Source organism: Paenilisteria portnoyi (assembly GCF_014322795.1).
Lineage (GTDB): Bacteria > Bacillota > Bacilli > Lactobacillales > Listeriaceae > Listeria_A > Listeria_A portnoyi.
The window spans coordinates 1-18,919 of the sequence record NZ_JAASTT010000026.1; the positions used below are offsets into that span (position 1 = coordinate 1).

Below are 18,919 nucleotides of genomic sequence, written 5' to 3' on the forward strand. Positions count from 1 at the left end.
GTGACTTCTACTTTACTCGTGAGGTCGCCATCTCTGTCATCGCTCGCTGTCACGCCCTCTTTGGCATAGAAGCTATCACCAACCGCGATTGTTCTATCGCTCGCTGTGATGACTGGTTTTGTTGTGTCTGCTGCTGCTTGAACGATTACCGTAATGGTTTTCGTTGCTGTGTTTCCTGCCGCATCTGTGACACTGTACGAGACATTATACGTACCTGCTTTTGATGTATCTACGTTATTCGCTGTAACCGTTACTTTGCTGGTGAGGTCCCCGTCTGTATCGTCATTCGCTGTCACATCCGCCTTTGGATCAAAGCTATCGCCAACTGTTAGTGTTTTGTCGCTCGCTGCGATGACTGGTTTTGTTGTATCCTCCACATGTGTTACGGTTGTACGTGCCTGAATATTTTGATCATCTTTTAAAATCGCTGCAATATCATGTCCAGCCACTAAATAATCCGAAAGAGGAAAATTATAGTTTCCAGACGCATCAATCACTGCACCCGTGTACTCATCTGGAATAAACGAAAATGTGGTCCAGTCATAGAAAGATACTCTTCTACCAGGTGTTCCTGTTCCAGTAATTACTGTATCTTTATCTGTCAATGGATTAATCGTAATCTGTAAATTACTATTCACAATTACCTGAATCGTTTTTGTTCCAACATTTCCTGCCGTATCTGTGACGCTGTAAGTGACATTATACGTACCTGCTTTTGATGTATCTACGTTATTTGCTGTGACCGTTACTTTGCTGGTGAGGTCTCCGTCTGTATCGTCATTCGCTGTCACATCCGCCTTTGGATCGAAACTATCGCCAACCATTAATGTTTTATCACTTGCTGTGATGGTTGGAGCTGTTGTATCCGCTGCCGCTTGGACTGTTACTGTGATTGTTTTTGTTATGGTATTTCCTGCGGCATCTGCAACACTATATGTTACATTATAGGTGCCAGCTTTGGAGGTATCTACGTTATTTGCTGTAACTTGAATTTTACTTGTAATATCGCCGTCTGTGTCATCACTCGCTGTAACATCTGTTTTGGGATCAAAACTGTCGCCGACTGCCAACGTTTTATCGCCTGCATTGATGACTGGTGCTGTACTATCAGCGTCTAAATCAGTAATACCACTAATATTAGAAAATGTGACAGCATCCCCATTATCATATATACCTCGTTCTTCTAATTGTAGGTATGTTTGTGTAGACGTTGCCGTAAAAGTTACTGTTTGAGGTGTCCCTTCTGCCATCTTAGGTGTTGTCATGAAAATAGGAGATGAAGTAGTCGATGTACGCATATCATCAACCGACCCTGAATAGTTACTAAAAGCCACCACATAGTTAGTCGCCCAATACATATCACTGATTCCATCATATGAAGCAGTATACGTAAAAGAGTACTTATGCCCAGGTATCGTGGTAAATGCTTGTGCTATACCATAAGCCGGATTAGGGCTAGCCAAAGCTAAATAATCTGCACCTATGTGAACGACACCATTTCCTGAAAACCAAGTAACAGCATGCGCAGGTCCCATATCGTGTATATGCGATCCATATGGGTTGGGCTGACCCTCAAAAGTCCCATTAAGTACGCTAGGTCCAGATAGCCAATAACTACCTTGCGCATCAGACACCTCAGCAGGTTCGGTTGCAAAAATCGGGTGCCAACCAGAGGGGCCATTGAACTCTGTATTTTCCAATTGAATCTCAGTCGCACCTAACTTCTGGCTTTGAGTTGTTGCATTGGGTGCACTTTTTGTCGTGGTAGCTGTTTGCGCCGCTAGTACATTAAAAGGTACATTAGCAATCATTTGGCTGCTAATTATAGCGGTTGTTAAAAGACCAATCCCCGCTTTTTTTAGTGTATTTTCTTTTTTATTCACATTCATCTCCCCATTCTTTTTGCTGTTGTTTTTTACATCACATTTTATAACTTATTATTTCGATCTTCCTTTCATTAGCATCCCTCCTCGAAATTTATAATATAAAAATACTAAAAAAAAAGAAAATATAGACTATTCTTTTTCTCACACCCAAAATGTACCTCCTTATTATAAAACCATAATACAACACATCCAATATATCTCAAGTGCAGTTTCATCATATTATTCAATCAAATATGACGAAATTATGACTTTTTTATAGTATTTTTTTCCGAAAAAACAATTAATTTTAGATATACTAGCAAACGATAAAGGTACATAAAAATAGATTGGGCGTCCACATTTTCTTATTTAAACTGAAAAAGATGAAACTAAGCTAATTGTTCAATCCAGCTCAATTCCATCCTCATTTATCATTTCTCCCAATTCAGTTCCCAACTAAATCCAAATTTATCGACAACCTTCGCGTGCACAGCTCCCCAAAAAGCTTCTTGAAGTTCCATTTCAATACTACCTTCTTCGGCAAGTGCTTTGTAGATTTTCGTGATTTCTTCTTCTGAATCGAATTCTAAACCTAGAATGACGCTATTCCCCTCCGTAACCGGTGTTTGGAAAATATCATTGAGGTAGAGTGTCAAGTTTTCGTTAATGACGATTTCTGCGTGGAGGACTTTATTAGGGTACTGTTCAAAACCAGGAATTCCATCTGACATTTGAAAATTTTGAATTTCTCCTCCAAAAATGGCATGGTAATAAGCGACTGCTTCTTTACAGTGATCTGTTGTTAAATAAGGAATGAACTTTTTCATCGTTTTATCTTCCTTTCCATTATTTGATAGTATCAGAATACGCAATTGGTTCTTTTTTTGCAAGCGATACATAAAAAGACGATCAGCGCGATGCCGACCGTCTTCTTATAATTAACGAATTTCTTTAATACGAAAAGTTCATTCTTTATTAAATAGAGCCTTTAGGAATTTTTGTTTGACTTACCATTTCATCATATTGTTCAGCGAATTCATTTTCATCTTCATTTTTAAAACCTTCAAACAAAACTTTTTCCACATTCTCTTTATTGAAGAAATACACTGCTTCAGGCGATAACATTCCTTGTGGGATTAACACCGCGCCGTAATCATAAAAAACTTCTTTTTTACGATCTTCCACAATACTTGCTCTACAGACAATCATCAGCCTTGAGCCATCCCCATCTTTTAATAACACAACTGTACCAAGCGGCAACACTCTATCTTCCATATTATCTTCCCTCCAGTTTTTTATTTTGATATTTTCCAACAACAGCAAACCAGCGTATCAAGTTATTCTCCCAAATTAAGAAAACTGTTAGAAAAGGAAGAACACCAAAAAGACTTAAAGCTATGATTTCACTGCCTACAGGAAATCCTATAAAATAGCCTTGCTCATTAGCTAAGTATAGACTTATGATAAAACCTATTGTAGCACATACAACAACTAAAGTAAGTATCCAAGCAAATACTTTCTTCATAAAAGTTACTTTTTTGTTATTGAACATATTCCATATATTATTATTTCTAATTGCTTTTCCTAGCTCCCTTTTCGTTGCAGGTTCTGCTTTTTTTACATTTCTATATAAGACACGATGAGTAACTATAGTTAAAAATAGAAATTCGAATGTCCAAATTATGGATAAAACAATTAATATACCACTAGTATACTTTCCCGAAAAAAGCTGATCCTTTGCAAAAAATGCTACTAGACTACTTATTAATAATAATGTGGCGAGGACAAAAATAATATATTTTGAATTATTTCTTGTTTTTTCGTTATTTAGCCATCTACTTTTTTTTGATTTCAATAAATATTTCTTCTTAGTATCAAAATAGATAATATAGCCATCTGCTTCCCCTATGTATATTATTTTTCTCAAACTATTCGCCCCTTACCAAAGTTTAAAATTATCCAAATTCCAAGTTCCGTGAGCAAATCCGTCGTACAGTGTATTGGCAACTCCATTTATGAGGTAACCGCCTGCAGCACCCGCAACTGTTCCAACAACTGGAATTGGAATCAATGAACCAATTGCAGCACCTGCATAAATGGACCCCACTGCTGTCCCAGTGTGCACCACACCATCAACCGCCGCACTGACTTCTCCATATTCATCCTTTCTTTCCATATATGTAGCACCATCCAAAACTGCACCAGCACCTCCTAAAGCACCTATACTTTTAGGAAAGCCTTTGCTTAATTCTCCTGCACCGTTTACAAATTCGTCCACTTTTCGAGCAGTTTTAACAGATTTAAAACGTCCTACATCTCCATTTACTTGTTTCCATGTCTTTAGCCCCGACTTAGTACTCTTCACAGATGAATTATGCCATGTACCTCCTTTTATTTTTTTACTACTTGCTATTGTCTCAGCCCTGGCAACATTTAAGGTTGAAGCATATCCTCCTGCCAGCACGATATTTTTAGTAGCCGTTGAATACTTCTCATATTGCTTTTGAATTACATCAGCCCAAGCTGGAATTTCTGAAGAAATAGTAAAAGTACCAGTTTCTGCATTAAAAGCTCTTCCACTGCTCACTTCCTTTAACCCCGCCTCCACAGAAGCTATCAAACTTTCTACCTCAGAGAATAAACTTGCCGACGTAACATCATACGCCATAAGCCTATCTAGCTTCTCTTGTATCTCCCTTTTTTGGTCTTCATAAAACGGAAGAAACGGATTCGTATTTAATGAAGTGTTCGATAACACAAGTGCAGAGGGCGCTAGGCACATATTGCTTTCTTCTATCAAATCTCCTAAATGTCGAATCTGATCTCGTAGCACATCTTCTTGCAGCGAATTTCCATCCACCTCCGCCCGGTATTCCTCTGGTAATTTCTTTGCGGCTTTTTGTAACGCTTCAGCAATCAAGATAAAACCATCAGCAAGTGGTATATAGGTTGTTTCAAAATAGCGCTTAGCCGCATCATATGCTTGTCCCTTTAAAACTGTTTCTGCTGTAAATTGTGCAATCGCGTCTTTAACTTTCTCCATTTCAGAGATATGCGCTTGGCACATGTTTTGAATAGCTATGGCTTGCTCATCTGAACTCTCTAAAAACATATTCACGCTCATTCGGCTTCCTCCCATGCTTGTTTTCTAGCACGATATAGTTCGTCTTCTTGTGTTTCAAATTCCTGTATTTGGCGACGAACCGCCACTTGTTTTTCTGCCAAGACGTCCATAGTTTGATGCTCTTCGCGTTGCAACTGAAATTTTCTATCTGCAACGCGATGCGCCATATCTCCTGTCCGCCAATAATCTTGCAACGTATCGAAAAAATTGGCTCTTCGTCGAAAATGCATCTCCATGGCTTCTTCTGTACGCTTCAATTGACGTTGTGTGTCTTCTGCTTCATAGCTTGCCTCGGATAGACGATTGATTTGTAGATTTATTTCGTCCACTTTATCCATCTATTTACTCCCCTTTTTGAGCCAATTGTTTATCTTTTGCTTCTATTACTTCTGCCACTCTTCCAATGTTTGCAGCATCTTTTTGAAATGCCTCACGAAAATGACGAACCATATCCATTTCCTGCTCAGTGTTACTATGTAGCTGATTGTTTCCTTGCAACGTCGTTTGCGTATCTGTATTTGGTGTCTGTACGCCGTTCGAATCGGCAATCGCTTGTTGTAAATCAGATACTTGGCTCTGGGCAACACTACTATCACTCGCAATCTCTCCACTCATCTGCTCTCACCTCTTTTTGATTTTTACTAAAAAACCACGCGTTTTCGCATGGTCATGCAGCACCCATCACTCTTATTGTAAACCAAAATTGCGCGACAAGTTTGCATCGTTTTCTTCCACTGCGGTAGCTGTTTTACTCAATTGTTGCTCGATTTGATGCATTAAATTAGAGAACTCCGTTACCTTTGGCTTCAGCTGTTGAAATTGCTCATCGAATTTTTGGAAAGCCGCCCCTTCCCATTCTCCACGTAATTGTTCCTGTAACTGCTGTAATTCCCTTGAAATTTGTTCAATATCTTGACCTTTACGCCCATAAGTTTTAGAGCGATCTCGAAGCTCTGCTGGGCTCATTCTAATTTGTCCTGACATCCAATTCATCTCCTTTTTTGTATAAATATGTAATATAAAATTATATCATAATCTGGATATATTTGTATACGCTTTTTTTACATTTATAGATTTTTCCCTTTAAATAGTGAATATACATAAAAAGACGATCAGCGCAATGCCGACCGTCTTCTTACTAATTAACGAATTTCTTTAATACGAGCTGCTTTACCACGTAGATCACGTAGGTAATACAATTTCGCACGACGTACTTTACCACGACGTAATACTTCTAATTTAGCGATACGCGGTGTGTGTACAGGGAATGTACGCTCAACGCCAACACTATAAGAGATTTTACGAACTGTGAAAGTTTCGCTGATTCCTGCTCCACGGCGTTTGATTACAACACCTTCAAAAAGCTGAATACGTTCGCGAGTTCCCTCGACAACCTTTACGTGAAGGCGAACAGTATCACCAGGACGGAAGCTAGGTACGTCTGGATTTAATTGACTTTTAGTAATTTCATTGATTAACAAATTCATTACATTTCATCTCCTTCCAACAGACATTCTTTCATTCAACATATGTAATGAAGCGGAACATCGTTATAAAACTGGATCTGTCCAGTTACTCATCTAATTTATCACATTTATCACGGTGTGTAAAGGTTTTTTTCTTGATGGCTAAAATATGGTATAATAACGCTAGCTATTTCAAAAAAAGAAAGGGTGTGCTCCAAGTATGAACACGGTGACGCGAAATAATATCACACAACTCACCACATTGCCTTTCCTATTCCCAGTAAACTGCTATTTAGTAACAGACGGCGATTTCCTCACACTCATTGATACAGCTTTACCAATGAGCGCTAACAAAATTTTAAAACACATCGCTGCCACTGGCTTGCCGCTCCGGTATATTATTTTGACACACGCACATGGCGATCATATTGGGTCGCTACAAACGATTGCAGAAGCCCATCCAGATGCGCAAATTATGATCTCCAACCGAGAATTACAGCTAATCAAAAATCCAGCGACATACGCATTTGAAGCACAGAAACCAATCAAAGGCTCCTATCCGAAAACATTTCCCGTCAAGGTGGGCAAAAAAATCGTAGAAGGGGACATGATTGGCTCCCTATCTGTGATTGAAACACCTGGTCACACGCCTGGCTCTATTTCCTTTTTTGATAATCGAACCAGGGCCGTCATTGTTGGAGATTTGCTACAAACACAAGGCGGCATTGCAGTTGCCGGCGATACGCGTCCCTTCTTTCCTTTCCCGACGATGGGGACGTGGGATTTAGAAACCGGTATCGCCTCCACTGAAAAAATAATGCTTCACGATCCGAGTATTCTCGCAGTTGGCCACGGAAAAATGATTCTAAACCCCATGCCACTCCTCGAAAAAGCGTTAGCACGCGCGAAAAAACGCCTCAATTAAAAACGAATGGAGAACCGTCACGCGTTGGCTCTCCATTCGTTTTTTCTATTAAAATCTTGTAATTTTCGTCATGACAACCGTTCCATAACCAAGTTGGCTCATGAGTAGTTTGCCATCTTCTTCTCGAATAAACTGTTCCTCGAAGTGACAGTTCAGTACCGCATCTCCGCCGAGCTCGTGAGCCTGTTCCTGCAACCCCCGAACAACCCCCGAGAAATCAGATGTCGCAGCCCAGCCTACTTTCGCCTCCGCTTGCACGTAATTACGAACAAAAACAACCTGTACAACATCATGGTTTACTGCTGTTGGCCCAGTCGATACAAGTACCGATTCCACATCACGATTCAATACATCATCTCGATTTTCAGCTTCTTCATTTTTAAAAATCCCCATGCCTAGTCCACTCCTTTTTTTATCTCCTCTAACCATTTTTGCTGCTGGTCAGATAAAGTATAACTTTCAAGTAAGTCTGGTCGGCGTTCCCATGTACGGCGCAATGACTCGCGTTCTCGCCATTCTTCGATCAATTTATGATTCCCATTTAAAAGTACTTCCGGAACCTCCATATCGCGAAACTGCGCTGGTCGCGTGTAGTGTGGGTGCTCAAGCAGGCCTGTAGAAAAAGAATCCGTCACTGCCGAATCCGCATTTCCAAGAGCTCCAGGAAGCAGACGAATCACACTATCCATCATCGCCATCGCCCCGATTTCGCCACCCGTCAAAATATAATCACCTATCGAAACCTCATCTGTGACCAAAAACTCGCGAATCCGCTCATCATAGCCCTCATAATGACCACAAATAAAAATCAAATGTTCCTCCTGCGCAAATTCCTCCGCCAATTTCTGATCGAATCGTTTGCCAGCTGGATCCATCAAAATAATCCGTGGTTTCGTGTCTGGCGTTCTTTCCCGTAGCGCTTCCACTGCCGAGAAAATCGGTTGCGCCTTCAAAAGCATACCAGCGCCGCCACCATATGGATAATCATCAACCGTTTGATGCTTTCCTTCTGCATATTCCCGAAAGTCCGTAATAGAAACATCCACGAGTCCTTTTTCAATTGTTTTTTTGATAATCGAATTCCCCGTCATGCCATCAAACATCGTTGGAAAAATCGACAAAACATCCATTTTCATTTAGTCAAACAATCCTTCCATGACCGAAATCGTGATTTTCTTATCCTTGATGTTGACCGACTGCACAACGTCCGCGATATACGGAATCAACTTGTCTTTTTGACCTTTCATCTGCACAACCCACACATCATTCGCACCAGGCGTCAAGATTTCACTAATCATTCCGAGTAGTTCGCCTTCCTCCGTATACACCTCACACCCAATAATCTCGTGGAAATAATACTCGTTTTCCTCCAAATCACCAAGCTGCGATTCTGGCACTTTCAGCATACCGTCCCTCATTCGCTCGACGTTATTAATACCAATAATCCCCTCAAACGTTAACAAGTCAAAATTCTTATGTTTTCGATGCGTCTTGATAATCAGTTTTTCAGGCTTCTTGCTACCTTTTGCGAATAAAAATAACTCATTCCCTACAGCAAAACGCTCATCCGCAAAATCAGTCTGCGAAATAACGCGAATCTCTCCCATTAAACCGTGTGTATTTACTATTTTTCCTACATTAAACATCTGCTCCATGCTTTCACCTCTAGCGTATTTCTATTATAACATCATCTTTTACTACAATCGTTTTCGCAAAAATGGTATCATCCCAAGCATCGCCAACCGCAACATCTAGGATTGCCTCCAATTCTCGCTCTTTGATTTCACTTCCAATCGGTAAAATTTCTAGCTGCTCGACTTGGAATTCAATAATTTTTACTTTCTCCTGCCGCATTTCAATTTCTTTCGCAAAATAACTATTTACCGATTCTTGATTAAACTTATTTTTGTGCTCCATCTTTTTTTGTTCAAAATGAAGTTGATCACTTTCTTTTTGTAACGTTTGCCGTTGTTCTAAGTAGAATTGAAACAATTTCTCCTTACTTTTTTCCGTAAGAATTTGTTTCACAGTCACTTTTTGGATAATTTTCATGAGGAACCCTCCCTTATCCGGTGATTGGGTGTTAATTTTATTGTAACACATGAAAAGCTGAAAGAGCACGTTTATGTTGATGAGCTTTCAAACCATCGTTTGGTTTGATGTAGTGAGTCAATAGGCAGTAGAGCGGCGCGAGACTGACAACCAATTTAATTGTTAGAGGGCGCAGTGAAAGTCCTCTTTTGACTTTTACGGAGGTCGCGAAATTTCCGAGAGGTTGGCTCTTGAAGCTGGATCCGGAGGCGCGAAAAGCGATATCACAGAAAGCCAATCTTTCTCCCCACTCAAAAAAAACTGGAAACCAGCATCAGAAAAAACACCAGTCATTATTCATCCATAAGTCCAGCACTGCTGTTCACATGCATATTGAGGTTCTATCTGGTGGTCCCATATCTACTCAGCACTAATTCTCAATTCACAGCATAAAACCCACCAATGGATTACCTGCTCGCTTCGCTCTCATGCATACTGGGGTTGTAATTCACTTCGTTCAAACAATCCCAGCAACAAAAAAACCACCGCACATTCTAGATGTGGGGCGGTCATTCAATGATTTCGAGACGTACTTTCTTCTCGCTACGGTTGCCTGACGCGTAGACAAGGGTACGAATCGATTTCGCGATCCGTCCCTGCTTGCCTATCACACGGCCCATATCATCTTTATTTACTGATAACTTATAAAGAAGGCTTGTAGCGCTCTCTTCTACCGAGACAACAACGTCATCTTGATGATCAACAAGAGGCTTTACGATGGTTAGAATTAAATCCTCCATAGCCATGACCTTTATTACTTACCTAGTTTTGAATTGTGGAATTTTTCCATAATGCCTTCATTTGACAACAAGTTACGAACTGTGTCAGATGGTTTCGCACCGTTATGCAACCATTTTAAAACTGCTTCTTCGTCGATTTTCACTTCTGCCGGGTTGAGTAGTGGATTGTATGTACCCACTGTTTCGATTGAACGGCCATCACGTGGAGAACGAGAATCTGCAACTTGAATACGGTAGAAAGGTTTCTTGTTAGAACCCATACGTTTTAAACGAATTTTAACTGCCATTTATATATACACCTCCATAAAGTCTTACACAAGTATATATATTACCAGTAAAGGATTTGTTTGTAAAGTGTTTTTTCTTTACAGTTACATTTTTTCTTTATTTTTTTCTGGTAAGTCACTTGTAATTCGGTTCAAATAGCGACAATAGCCGGAAATATTATGCTCGACGTCATCAATACGAACGCGGAACGAATGGTGGCGAATAAAGAAACTGTTCAGAATACGCGCTGGATTTTTATAGTACATAGCAAGTTCTGGATAGAAAAAACCGTTAAGTTGATAATCCGCGCGTTTTTCAATGGTTTGTTCTAATTTTTCACGGTTAAAATCTTTTAGTAGGTAAGCCTTATCTGCAGCTTCAATGCGCTCGCACATGTCATGTGTTGCTACCGTCAGTTCTAAAAAGGTTGGGAATGTCGTTTCGCGATCGTGAATGAAGTTCAAGCGTCCAAAAGCATTTTTCAAGCCGAATTCAAAATAACGATCTTCCGGCAAATATTTCGTTATTTCATTTGTACAATAACTAAGCCAGTGATCGTGATTTTTCCAATAGGACTTAGCGATAAAATGGTCAAATGCTTTTTGGGCGGCATTTAGCCATTTAGGGTCGGTATTAATGGCATACAGACGTAACAAAGCTAGCACAGCTTCTCCATCATAATAAATAATGCGGAATGGATCCTTTACAACAAGCGTTGGGTATTCTAACACGTGAATAAACTGCCCATCGTCTTGTTGTTGATCGCAAATAGCATGTGCTAAGCTTTGGCACAACGGTAAATAGAGCATATCTTGCGTTACTTGCATATATTTTGAAAAAGCCAAAATTGCCGCTGCATTCGCGCCTAATTTAATTTCATTCGTATCACGTTCAATGACATAGGCTCTATCTCCTCGTTCCCGAATCAAATCAAGGGCTAGGAATCGCAAAGCTTTTTTTGCCGCCGTGAGGGTCGCTTCATCACGTGATATTTCATAAGATTCGATCATGGAATAAGTAGAACTCGCATGCCGTAGACTGTTGTAATGTTTAATTTTTTTATCAAAACAAGCGAAATAACCATAAATAAATTCGCCGTCAGCGCCGACTTGATTTGCCAAATAGGCACCAGCATGATGAATAATTTCTTCTACATCCGCGGGGGTTAACGGGGTACTCCGTCTACCATTGTTTAAATCCCCACTAAAAAGCTCCAGCACATCATTACCGTCATAATAAAACCCGAGTGTATCAAAAGTAATGAGCTCTGAATCTGCCTCTATTTGAAGTTTGCCATACACCTTATTTGCCTGTACTAGATAGCGATTTAAATTCTCTAAATTAAGCGCTACCCCTTCATCTTTCGGTTGTATCATCGCATTCCCATTAATTTCCTGTTCCAATAAAGCCGTATGAAATCCCTTATCAAACGAAATCCCTTTGCGATAATAATTTTTCCTTGTATGTAACGTTATTTCATTCCATTCCGAAAAAAGGACTGTATCGAACTGATAGGCAACATCAATTTTAAATGTCCTATTTTCTGTTTCATCTTGGAGTTTTTTATGAATCTGCTTAAAAATATAATCTAGTGAAGCATTGCTGTAATTTAGTACAGTCGCACGTTTTTTTTCAAAATCCAATGAAAGGAAAACTTTCCACTCGCCTTTCCAATTATTCATTTCCACTGATTTGGCTTTATTCTCTACTTGTTTTTTTATCGTATTTACAGCATCTAAACTTAGCATTTTCCAACTCCTTTTTTTTAATAATGGCCTCCCTACCTCAAAAAGTAAGGGAGACCATTTTTTTTCGTTATTCTTGTGGTTTTCTACGGAATAGACTTAACAAGAAGCCTCCTGCAAGAAGTAACAGTCCGCCACCAAACCATTGTGCTGTTGTGGAATCTTCATCACCGGTTGAAGGCAACTCTGATCCTGAAGATGAACCATTGCCCATCATCGTTGCGGACATTCCAGTTCCTCCTGTACTAATTGGTACAATTACTGATCCTGATGTTCCACCAGTTCCTGTAGTTGTCCCAGTTCCAGAACCACCTGTACCACCATTTCCAGTATTGATTGGCGTTGTAGGATCATTATCCGCATCGGCATCGGCATCCGCATCCGCATCCGCATCGGCATCCGCATCCGTTTCATCGACAAGTGGTAAAACAGTAGTTGATGCAATAGCACCTACTTTTGTTTGTTCACCACGTTGCGCAACTAGATAAGCAGTAATAATATCACCAGCAGCTAACGTATGTCCAGTAATATTAGTAGAATAGGTTCCATCGGCATTTATAACAATGTTTCCAAGAATGGTACCATCAGGAAGTTGTAAAATCAGTTTCAAAGTTGTTCCTTCTGGCAAAGTTTTAGCCATAGCTTGTACTCGCTGAACTAGCGCACTAACTGAGCTAGCACTTGCGTAACCCGTTTCACCTCTAATAGTAGTATCACCAGCGTGTACTGGTTCAAATAACGGTCTGTCAACATTAAAGTTAGTCCAATCAATGTCCCCATCTGAATCTGCATCCGCATCGGCATCTGCATCGGCATCAGCGTCAGCATCCGCATCCGCGTCGGCATCCGCATCAGCGTCAGCATCCGCATCAGCGTCAGCATCTGCGTCGGCATCCGCGTCGGCATCCGCATCGGCGTCAGCGTCAGCATCCGCATCGGCGTCAGCATCTGCGTCGGCATCCGCATCAGCATCTGCATCTGCATCGGCGTCAGCATCTGCGTCAGCGTCGGCATCCGCATCGGCGTCGGCATCCGCATCGGCATCGGCGTCAGCATCGGCGTCAGCATCGGCATCAGCATCGGCATCAGCGTCGGCATCCGCATCGGCGTCAGCATCAGCATCCGCATCGGCGTCAGCATCAGCATCCGCATCGGCGTCAGCATCCGCATCCGCATCAGCATCGGCATCTGCATCGGCGTCAGCATCTGCATCTGCATCAGCGTCGGCATCCGCATCAGCATCTGCATCCGCATCGGCGTCAGCATCCGCATCGGCATCCGCATCAGCATCGGCGTCAGCATCAGCGTCGGCATCCGCATCAGCATCGGCGTCAGCATCCGCATCGGCGTCGGCATCCGCATCTGCTTCCGGAGCATCAATATAAGTACTTGCCCCACTATTATTAAGCAAATCAATATCTACAAAATTATCTCCAGCAAAGGCAGCAAAGTCTAACTTATCATCACCAATTCCTGCAGGCAAAGCAGTTACACCAAGAGCCATCAAATCTATAGTTAGCGTAAAAGTAGTTGGCGTAGTAACAGAAATGCCTAAAGTATGACTAATATTGGTTGCTACTGTTCCGTTCGCTGCATTAATAATTAAACTATTGCCAGTTTTAGTTCCAGTGTTATTTAAACTTGCACCAAACAGTCCCAAATACGGAATTTTATAATCTATTTTCGTATTCGCTTTCACATTTGGATTAGATAATAAAGTTTTCAATTCATCTGGTAATTTAAAAGAAGGATAGTAACTTTGCAATAATCCAATATTAGCAAGCTGTGTACCTGATAATTTTATAATCAGTTTCCCATTTACATAGCTAGCATTCAATGAAGAATTCCCCAATAAACTTATTGTTGCCGCTTCTGCTTGTGTATCACTTACAACCAAACCTTTTCCAAAATTATCATAATGCAATGTTATAGGTGACGCTACAATCGTCGCTGCCGTAAAGAGTGTTGCAATCATTTTCGCTTTTTGATTGCTCTTCCAATTCATTCTACGCTTATAATCTACTTGCCGTTTCCCCACTATTTTTCCCCCTCAAGCTTTCGGTATACACCGAGCTAAAATTAATACAACAAGCACCAAATCCCCAGCAACACTTAGGCTAACCACATCTATTCCCCAACCAAAGCACCATTTAAATAACCCATACCACACCCTTTCAAAGCATAAAAATCAAATTTCTTAAGCTTTTAATATTTCCAAAAACAAAAAATTCAGTCTGTAATAAATGCAATAAAAAAGATATAAGTATCATAACGCTTATCTATACCCCTAGGAGCATAGATATACTATACCCCAGAAAAAAACATATTATACAACAAAAATAAAATAACTATATTTTAATATAATAAGAAGAATCTTTCTTCAAAATAGGATTTTATACCTTATTAAAAATAATCTATATGATTTTAATATAATCTTTATCATCATATAGATTTTTTCCTATTAATAACTCCCCTAATAGCAATAGTTCCCTTGATTATTCAATTATTCACAATTATTTTCTAACGAAGAGGTATATAGAACTACTCGTTCCTGTATTCACAATGAAGTCAAAAAAAACATAGCTTAAAAGCTATGTTTTTTGTAATTTATATTTCTTTTTGTCATTAAAATGGCATCTTAAAATTACCTAATCCGCCACGTTTTTTCTTTCCTTTACCACTTCCACCAGCACCAGACATTTGCTTCATCATCTTTTTCATCTCATTAAATTGTTTCAAAAGACGATTGACTTCTTGGATTGTTCGTCCAGAACCGCGAGCAATACGCTTCCGTCGATTCGCATTGATAATCTCTGGGTGATCTTTTTCTGCTTTTGTCATCGATTTAATAATCGCCTCGATATGTGTCAACTGCTTTTCATCGACGTTCATGTTATCGAGACCTTTCATTTTATTCGCGCCAGGCATCATCTTAAGAAGCTCGTCTAGCGGTCCCATTTGGCGAACTTGTTGCAATTGTTCTAAAAAGTCATCTAGCGTCATCGACATGTCTTTTACTTTCTGCTCAAGCTCACGCGCCTTGTCCTCGTCGACTGAAACCTGCGCCTTCTCAATAAGAGATAACACATCACCCATGCCCAAAATACGAGATGCCATTCGGTCTGGATGGAAACTTTCGAGTGCCTCCATCTTCTCGCCCATACCAACAAATTTGATCGGTTTCTCTGTCACAGAACGAATCGAAAGCGCCGCACCACCACGTGTATCCCCATCAAGTTTCGTTAAGACAACACCAGTAATATCTAACTGCGCATTAAAACTTTCCGCTACATTTACCGCATCTTGCCCTGTCATCGAATCGACAACGAGTAAAATTTCAGACGGATTAGCGATTTCTTTCACAGCTACCAATTCATCCATTAATTCCGTATCAATATGCAGACGACCCGCCGTATCAATCAACACATAATCCAGATGATCCTCTTTCGCCTTCGCAATCGCTTGTTTGGCAATTTCGACAGGACTGACTTGATCACCTAAAGAAAAGACCGGCATATCCAGCTGATTTCCCAACGTTTCCAATTGTTTAATGGCCGCTGGGCGATAAATATCCGCCGCCACGAGAAGTGGTTTGCGATTATATTTTTTGCGTAGTAAGTTCGCAAGTTTACCAGTTGTTGTTGTTTTACCAGCCCCTTGAAGCCCAACCATCATAACGACAGTCGGTGGTTTATCAGCAACGGCAATCTTACTTTCCTCGCCACCCATCAATGTCGTTAATTCTTCTTGGACAATTTTGATGACTTGTTGACCCGGCGTCAAGCTCTTCATAACTTCACTACCAACAGCACGCTCGCTTACTATTTTGATAAATTGTTTGACGACTTTAAAGTTAACATCCGCTTCCAGTAAAGCAAGTCGGACTTCACGCATCATTTCTTTTACATCCGCCTCGTTCACTTTCCCTTTTCCGCGGATTTTGTTCATCGTTTCTTGTAATCGGCCGGCTAATCCTTCAAATGCCATGTGCGCCGCCTCCTAATCCATATTTTTAAGTTGTTGAAGCAGACCAGCTACTTCATTGTCTAACACTTGTTCTTCCTGTAATCGTCGTTCCAGATGCTCAATTAATTGCTCACGCTCCTGATATTTCTTTAAAACGCCAAGCTTTTCTTCATAATTCTCAAGCACCGCCTCGGTCCGCTTAATATTATCATACACCGCCTGCCGACTCACCTCATACTCCTCAGCAATCTCACCAAGCGACAAATCCTCCAAATAATAAAGCGAAACATAGGACCGCTGCTTCTCTGTTAAAAGCGAATCATAGATATCAATCAAAAAATTCATCCGCGTCGTTTTCTCAAACATATCCGCATCGTTCCTTCCCTAGCCAAAACCCGCTTATACTATATAAGAATACGTGGAAAAATGGGGGATGTCAAGCGCTGAAAGGCTGAGACGGCTCGTTCAACTCCAGTTTTCGAGGAGTTAGCTAAAAGGAAGGCAGTTTCATTGCATTCAACTGCATATTGAGGTTCTAACAAAGCAAACGACGCTATTCAAGAATCTCAACAAAGCTAGATCGGAGGCACAGGCCATGACGGGTACAAGGAACGAATGCTCACTCTGTTCGCACTCGTATTGAGGCATTACTCGCCGATTTAGAGCCACAACATAGGGGGCGCAGTGAAAATCCTCTTTTGATTTTTGCGGAGGCCACGAAATTTCCGAGAGGCTGGCTCTTGAAGCTAGCCCGACCGTGAAGCAACCGCCAAACGAACGCAGAGCATGATTTCCGCTACACTAAGAATAGTATTTGCTCTTTATGGGGGCGCTCCAGTTTTCGAGGAGTTGGCTAAAAGGAAGGCAGTTTCATTGCATTCAACTGCATATTGAGGTTCTAAAAAAGCACACTACGCTTTTCAAGAATCTCAACAAAGCTAGATCGGAGGCACAGGCCATGACGGATACAAGGAACGAATGCTCACTCTGTTCGCACTCGTATTGAGGCTCTAAATCGGCGAGTAATGCCTCATAAGAGCCACAACAAAGCTAGAGCGAGCGTGAAGAAACCTCCAACCCCAAACATTTGTGCTATAATAAAAACATGTCAATGCTAAAGGAGCTATGCAAATCATGAGAAAAGTAGTTTTTTACGGCGCCGTTACCCTAGACGGATACCTAGCCGACCAAGACAATAGTTTAACCTGGCTATTCGAAACAGACACAGGCGAAGGAACCACCTACGAAAAATTCATCCAAAATATCGATGCAGTCGTCATGGGCCGCGTCACGTACGAAGAAGTTCTAAAGCTACAAAAAGGCGAACCATTTTATCCAGACCAAGAGGTATACGTTTTCACAAGAGACACGACTAAAACCTTTGAAGATACCCATACCATCCACGAAAACCCAGTTTCTTTTATTAACGAATTAAAAGAACAAGATGGAAAACCTATTTGGATTGTAGGTGGCGGTAACTTATTAAAACCACTTCTAGAAGCTAATATGATCGATGAGTGGTGGATTCAAATCACGCCTATCCTGCTCGGTAAAGGGAAACGATTATTCGAAGAGGGCGACTATCTAGAACGCCTTGAATTAGTTGATACTACTTCTTTCGGCCAGTTTGTCGAGTTGCATTACAAAAAAAGCGAAAAATAGGAAATAACCCGTTTACCAGAAAAACAATTCTGATAGACGGGTTTTTCCATCGCCTAAATAATGTTATTCTTTTGCACCGTCAATCACGTCTGCGAATAAACCATATACGTATTCATTCGCGTCGAACGCTTGAAGGTCATCCATTTTTTCACCCAAACCAACAAATTTAACCGGGATATGGAGCTCGTTACGAATCGCAATCACGATCCCACCTTTTGCTGTACCGTCTAATTTCGTTAGCACAATCCCACTTACATCTGTCGCCTCTTTGAACTGTTTCGCCTGCACAAACGCATTTTGCCCCGTTGTGGCATCTAAGACAAGCAAGACCTCATGTGGCGCATTTGGCACCTCACGCGTGATGACACGTTTCACCTTCTCCAGCTCGTTCATTAAGTTCACTTTGTTTTGCAAGCGTCCAGCCGTGTCACAGAGCAAGACATCCACGTTACGCGCTTTGGCCGCTTGTACCGCATCAAACATCACCGCTGCGGGATCACTGCCCTCTGCTTGCTTGATAACGTCCACACCGACACGCTCACCCCATACGTCTAACTGATCAATCGCCCCAGCTCGGAATGTATCGCCAGCCGCTAGAAGCACGCTCTTGCCTTGTGCTTTCAAATGATGTGCCAGTTTGCCGATAGTCGTCGTTTTACCAACACCGTTCACACCGACAAAAAGAATCACCGTCAAGCCTTCTGGTTGGATATTTAACTCTGGTAATTCTTCCTCTTCGCCGTGGTAAATCGCCACCAATTTCTCCACGATGACTTCCTGTACAGCTTTCGGGTCCTGAATATTACGCAACTTCACCTCTTCACGTAACTGCTCGACAAGCTCCATCACCGTTTCAAAACCAACATCCGCCTGAATCAGAATTTCCTCCAACTCTTCAAAAAACTCCTCATCCACTTTACGATAACGCGCCACAAGTTCATTCATTTTACCTGAAAAATTATCACGCGTTTTGGATAAGCCATCTTTAAATTTTTCCGTAACAGAATCGGTTTGTTGTGTTAATTTATCCTTTATTTTCTTGAAAAATGTCATCCGGTTTGCAACTCC

22 protein-coding genes are annotated in these 18,919 nt (G+C 41.0%); 2 read left to right on the top strand and 20 right to left on the bottom strand.

What is annotated here, in order from left to right; genetic code table 11:
* The 9 genes from HCJ66_RS14430 to rplS form a co-directional block, all read right to left on the bottom strand.
* On the bottom strand, positions 1 to 1,883 hold a 1,883-nt coding region (locus HCJ66_RS14430), incomplete at its 3' end, for an immunoglobulin-like domain-containing protein (protein ID WP_222717523.1).
* A gap of 413 nt (positions 1,884 to 2,296) precedes the next feature.
* Positions 2,297 to 2,692, bottom strand: a complete 396-nt coding sequence (locus tag HCJ66_RS14435) for a VOC family protein (protein ID WP_187133777.1) — start codon at positions 2,690 to 2,692, stop codon at positions 2,297 to 2,299.
* Positions 2,693 to 2,840: 148 nt separating this feature from the next.
* Positions 2,841 to 3,140: a DUF4176 domain-containing protein gene (locus tag HCJ66_RS14440; protein WP_187133778.1), complete on the bottom strand. Its 300-nt coding sequence runs from the start codon at positions 3,138 to 3,140 to the stop codon at positions 2,841 to 2,843.
* Between the two features lies 1 nt (position 3,141).
* Positions 3,142 to 3,792 (bottom strand): hypothetical protein, encoded by a 651-nt coding sequence (locus HCJ66_RS14445; protein ID WP_187133779.1) that lies wholly within the window; start codon positions 3,790 to 3,792, stop codon positions 3,142 to 3,144.
* 12 nt (positions 3,793 to 3,804) lie between these two features.
* The gene (locus HCJ66_RS14450; RefSeq protein WP_187133780.1) at positions 3,805 to 4,989 is read right to left on the bottom strand and encodes a T7SS effector LXG polymorphic toxin; all 1,185 of its coding nucleotides are present in this window, start codon (positions 4,987 to 4,989) and stop codon (positions 3,805 to 3,807) included.
* Positions 4,986 to 5,327: a DUF3958 family protein gene (locus tag HCJ66_RS14455; RefSeq protein ID WP_187133781.1), complete on the bottom strand. Its 342-nt coding sequence runs from the start codon at positions 5,325 to 5,327 to the stop codon at positions 4,986 to 4,988. The genes HCJ66_RS14450 and HCJ66_RS14455 overlap by 4 nt, the downstream gene beginning before the upstream one ends.
* A gap of 4 nt (positions 5,328 to 5,331) precedes the next feature.
* The gene (locus HCJ66_RS14460) at positions 5,332 to 5,604 is read right to left on the bottom strand and encodes a TIGR04197 family type VII secretion effector (RefSeq protein WP_187133782.1); all 273 of its coding nucleotides are present in this window, start codon (positions 5,602 to 5,604) and stop codon (positions 5,332 to 5,334) included.
* A 72-nt stretch (positions 5,605 to 5,676) separates the two neighbouring features.
* The gene (locus HCJ66_RS14465; protein ID WP_187133783.1) at positions 5,677 to 5,973 is read right to left on the bottom strand and encodes a WXG100 family type VII secretion target; all 297 of its coding nucleotides are present in this window, start codon (positions 5,971 to 5,973) and stop codon (positions 5,677 to 5,679) included.
* A 158-nt stretch (positions 5,974 to 6,131) separates the two neighbouring features.
* Positions 6,132 to 6,476 carry a 50S ribosomal protein L19 gene (rplS, locus tag HCJ66_RS14470; RefSeq protein WP_036064629.1) on the bottom strand — a complete coding sequence of 115 codons (345 nt, stop codon included), beginning with the start codon at positions 6,474 to 6,476 and terminating at the stop codon, positions 6,132 to 6,134.
* Positions 6,477 to 6,675: 199 nt separating this feature from the next.
* Between rplS and HCJ66_RS14475 the strand changes: the two genes are divergently transcribed.
* Positions 6,676 to 7,380, top strand: a complete 705-nt coding sequence (locus tag HCJ66_RS14475; protein ID WP_187133784.1) for an MBL fold metallo-hydrolase — start codon at positions 6,676 to 6,678, stop codon at positions 7,378 to 7,380.
* A 48-nt stretch (positions 7,381 to 7,428) separates the two neighbouring features.
* On the opposite strand, the gene HCJ66_RS14480 is transcribed toward HCJ66_RS14475, so the two are convergent.
* The 10 genes from HCJ66_RS14480 to HCJ66_RS14525 all read right to left on the bottom strand — a co-directional run bounded on the left by HCJ66_RS14480 (position 7,429) and on the right by HCJ66_RS14525 (position 16,555).
* Positions 7,429 to 7,773 (bottom strand): hypothetical protein, encoded by a 345-nt coding sequence (locus HCJ66_RS14480; protein WP_181677338.1) that lies wholly within the window; start codon positions 7,771 to 7,773, stop codon positions 7,429 to 7,431.
* A 2-nt stretch (positions 7,774 to 7,775) separates the two neighbouring features.
* Positions 7,776 to 8,516, bottom strand: coding sequence for a tRNA (guanosine(37)-N1)-methyltransferase TrmD (gene trmD, locus HCJ66_RS14485; protein WP_181677337.1), 741 nt, complete (start codon positions 8,514 to 8,516; stop codon positions 7,776 to 7,778).
* Complete coding sequence (rimM, locus tag HCJ66_RS14490; RefSeq protein ID WP_187133785.1) at positions 8,517 to 9,035, bottom strand: ribosome maturation factor RimM; 519 nt, start codon at positions 9,033 to 9,035, stop codon at positions 8,517 to 8,519.
* Positions 9,036 to 9,045: 10 nt separating this feature from the next.
* Entirely contained in the window at positions 9,046 to 9,432 is a 387-nt protein-coding gene (locus HCJ66_RS14495; protein ID WP_187133786.1) for a YlqD family protein, read from the bottom strand.
* Positions 9,433 to 9,980: 548 nt separating this feature from the next.
* Positions 9,981 to 10,211, bottom strand: coding sequence for a KH domain-containing protein (locus HCJ66_RS14500; protein WP_036072758.1), 231 nt, complete (start codon positions 10,209 to 10,211; stop codon positions 9,981 to 9,983).
* Positions 10,212 to 10,225: 14 nt separating this feature from the next.
* The gene (rpsP, locus tag HCJ66_RS14505) at positions 10,226 to 10,498 is read right to left on the bottom strand and encodes a 30S ribosomal protein S16 (RefSeq protein WP_036093318.1); all 273 of its coding nucleotides are present in this window, start codon (positions 10,496 to 10,498) and stop codon (positions 10,226 to 10,228) included.
* A gap of 84 nt (positions 10,499 to 10,582) precedes the next feature.
* Positions 10,583 to 12,226 (bottom strand): YyaL domain-containing protein, encoded by a 1,644-nt coding sequence (locus tag HCJ66_RS14510; RefSeq protein WP_187133787.1) that lies wholly within the window; start codon positions 12,224 to 12,226, stop codon positions 10,583 to 10,585.
* Between the two features lie 67 nt (positions 12,227 to 12,293).
* On the bottom strand, positions 12,294 to 14,264 hold the full coding sequence (locus HCJ66_RS14515; RefSeq protein ID WP_187133809.1) for an Lmo1799 family Asp-Ala repeat surface protein: 1,971 nt from the start codon (positions 14,262 to 14,264) through the stop codon (positions 12,294 to 12,296).
* A gap of 584 nt (positions 14,265 to 14,848) precedes the next feature.
* Entirely contained in the window at positions 14,849 to 16,210 is a 1,362-nt protein-coding gene (gene ffh, locus HCJ66_RS14520) for a signal recognition particle protein (protein WP_187133788.1), read from the bottom strand.
* Between the two features lie 12 nt (positions 16,211 to 16,222).
* The gene (locus tag HCJ66_RS14525; RefSeq protein ID WP_181677331.1) at positions 16,223 to 16,555 is read right to left on the bottom strand and encodes a putative DNA-binding protein; all 333 of its coding nucleotides are present in this window, start codon (positions 16,553 to 16,555) and stop codon (positions 16,223 to 16,225) included.
* A 768-nt stretch (positions 16,556 to 17,323) separates the two neighbouring features.
* Between HCJ66_RS14525 and HCJ66_RS14530 the strand changes: the two genes are divergently transcribed.
* Complete coding sequence (locus HCJ66_RS14530; RefSeq protein ID WP_187133789.1) at positions 17,324 to 17,851, top strand: dihydrofolate reductase family protein; 528 nt, start codon at positions 17,324 to 17,326, stop codon at positions 17,849 to 17,851.
* 63 nt (positions 17,852 to 17,914) lie between these two features.
* On the opposite strand, the gene ftsY is transcribed toward HCJ66_RS14530, so the two are convergent.
* The gene (gene ftsY / locus HCJ66_RS14535) at positions 17,915 to 18,904 is read right to left on the bottom strand and encodes a signal recognition particle-docking protein FtsY (protein ID WP_187133790.1); all 990 of its coding nucleotides are present in this window, start codon (positions 18,902 to 18,904) and stop codon (positions 17,915 to 17,917) included.
* Positions 18,905 to 18,919: the final 15 nt, after the last annotated feature.

Excerpts from the sequence above, each read along its gene's own strand:
- HCJ66_RS14475 (WP_187133784.1), top strand. The coding sequence starts at position 6,676 with ATGAACACGGTGACGCGAAATAATATCACACAACTCACCACATTGCCT.
- HCJ66_RS14460 (WP_187133782.1), bottom strand. The coding sequence starts at position 5,604 with ATGAGTGGAGAGATTGCGAGTGATAGTAGTGTTGCCCAGAGCCAAGTA.
- HCJ66_RS14465 (WP_187133783.1), bottom strand. The coding sequence starts at position 5,973 with ATGTCAGGACAAATTAGAATGAGCCCAGCAGAGCTTCGAGATCGCTCT.
- HCJ66_RS14455 (WP_187133781.1), bottom strand. The coding sequence starts at position 5,327 with ATGGATAAAGTGGACGAAATAAATCTACAAATCAATCGTCTATCCGAG.
- HCJ66_RS14450 (WP_187133780.1), bottom strand. The coding sequence starts at position 4,989 with ATGAGCGTGAATATGTTTTTAGAGAGTTCAGATGAGCAAGCCATAGCT.
- HCJ66_RS14480 (WP_181677338.1), bottom strand. The coding sequence starts at position 7,773 with ATGGGGATTTTTAAAAATGAAGAAGCTGAAAATCGAGATGATGTATTG.
- ffh (WP_187133788.1), bottom strand. The coding sequence starts at position 16,210 with ATGGCATTTGAAGGATTAGCCGGCCGATTACAAGAAACGATGAACAAA.
- HCJ66_RS14435 (WP_187133777.1), bottom strand. The coding sequence starts at position 2,692 with ATGAAAAAGTTCATTCCTTATTTAACAACAGATCACTGTAAAGAAGCA.
- HCJ66_RS14530 (WP_187133789.1), top strand. The coding sequence starts at position 17,324 with ATGAGAAAAGTAGTTTTTTACGGCGCCGTTACCCTAGACGGATACCTA.
- rpsP (WP_036093318.1), bottom strand. The coding sequence starts at position 10,498 with ATGGCAGTTAAAATTCGTTTAAAACGTATGGGTTCTAACAAGAAACCT.
- HCJ66_RS14525 (WP_181677331.1), bottom strand. The coding sequence starts at position 16,555 with ATGTTTGAGAAAACGACGCGGATGAATTTTTTGATTGATATCTATGAT.
- rimM (WP_187133785.1), bottom strand. The coding sequence starts at position 9,035 with ATGGAGCAGATGTTTAATGTAGGAAAAATAGTAAATACACACGGTTTA.
- HCJ66_RS14500 (WP_036072758.1), bottom strand. The coding sequence starts at position 10,211 with ATGGAGGATTTAATTCTAACCATCGTAAAGCCTCTTGTTGATCATCAA.
- HCJ66_RS14495 (WP_187133786.1), bottom strand. The coding sequence starts at position 9,432 with ATGAAAATTATCCAAAAAGTGACTGTGAAACAAATTCTTACGGAAAAA.
- rplS (WP_036064629.1), bottom strand. The coding sequence starts at position 6,476 with ATGAATTTGTTAATCAATGAAATTACTAAAAGTCAATTAAATCCAGAC.
- HCJ66_RS14510 (WP_187133787.1), bottom strand. The coding sequence starts at position 12,226 with ATGCTAAGTTTAGATGCTGTAAATACGATAAAAAAACAAGTAGAGAAT.
- HCJ66_RS14440 (WP_187133778.1), bottom strand. The coding sequence starts at position 3,140 with ATGGAAGATAGAGTGTTGCCGCTTGGTACAGTTGTGTTATTAAAAGAT.
- trmD (WP_181677337.1), bottom strand. The coding sequence starts at position 8,516 with ATGAAAATGGATGTTTTGTCGATTTTTCCAACGATGTTTGATGGCATG.
- ftsY (WP_187133790.1), bottom strand. The coding sequence starts at position 18,904 with ATGACATTTTTCAAGAAAATAAAGGATAAATTAACACAACAAACCGAT.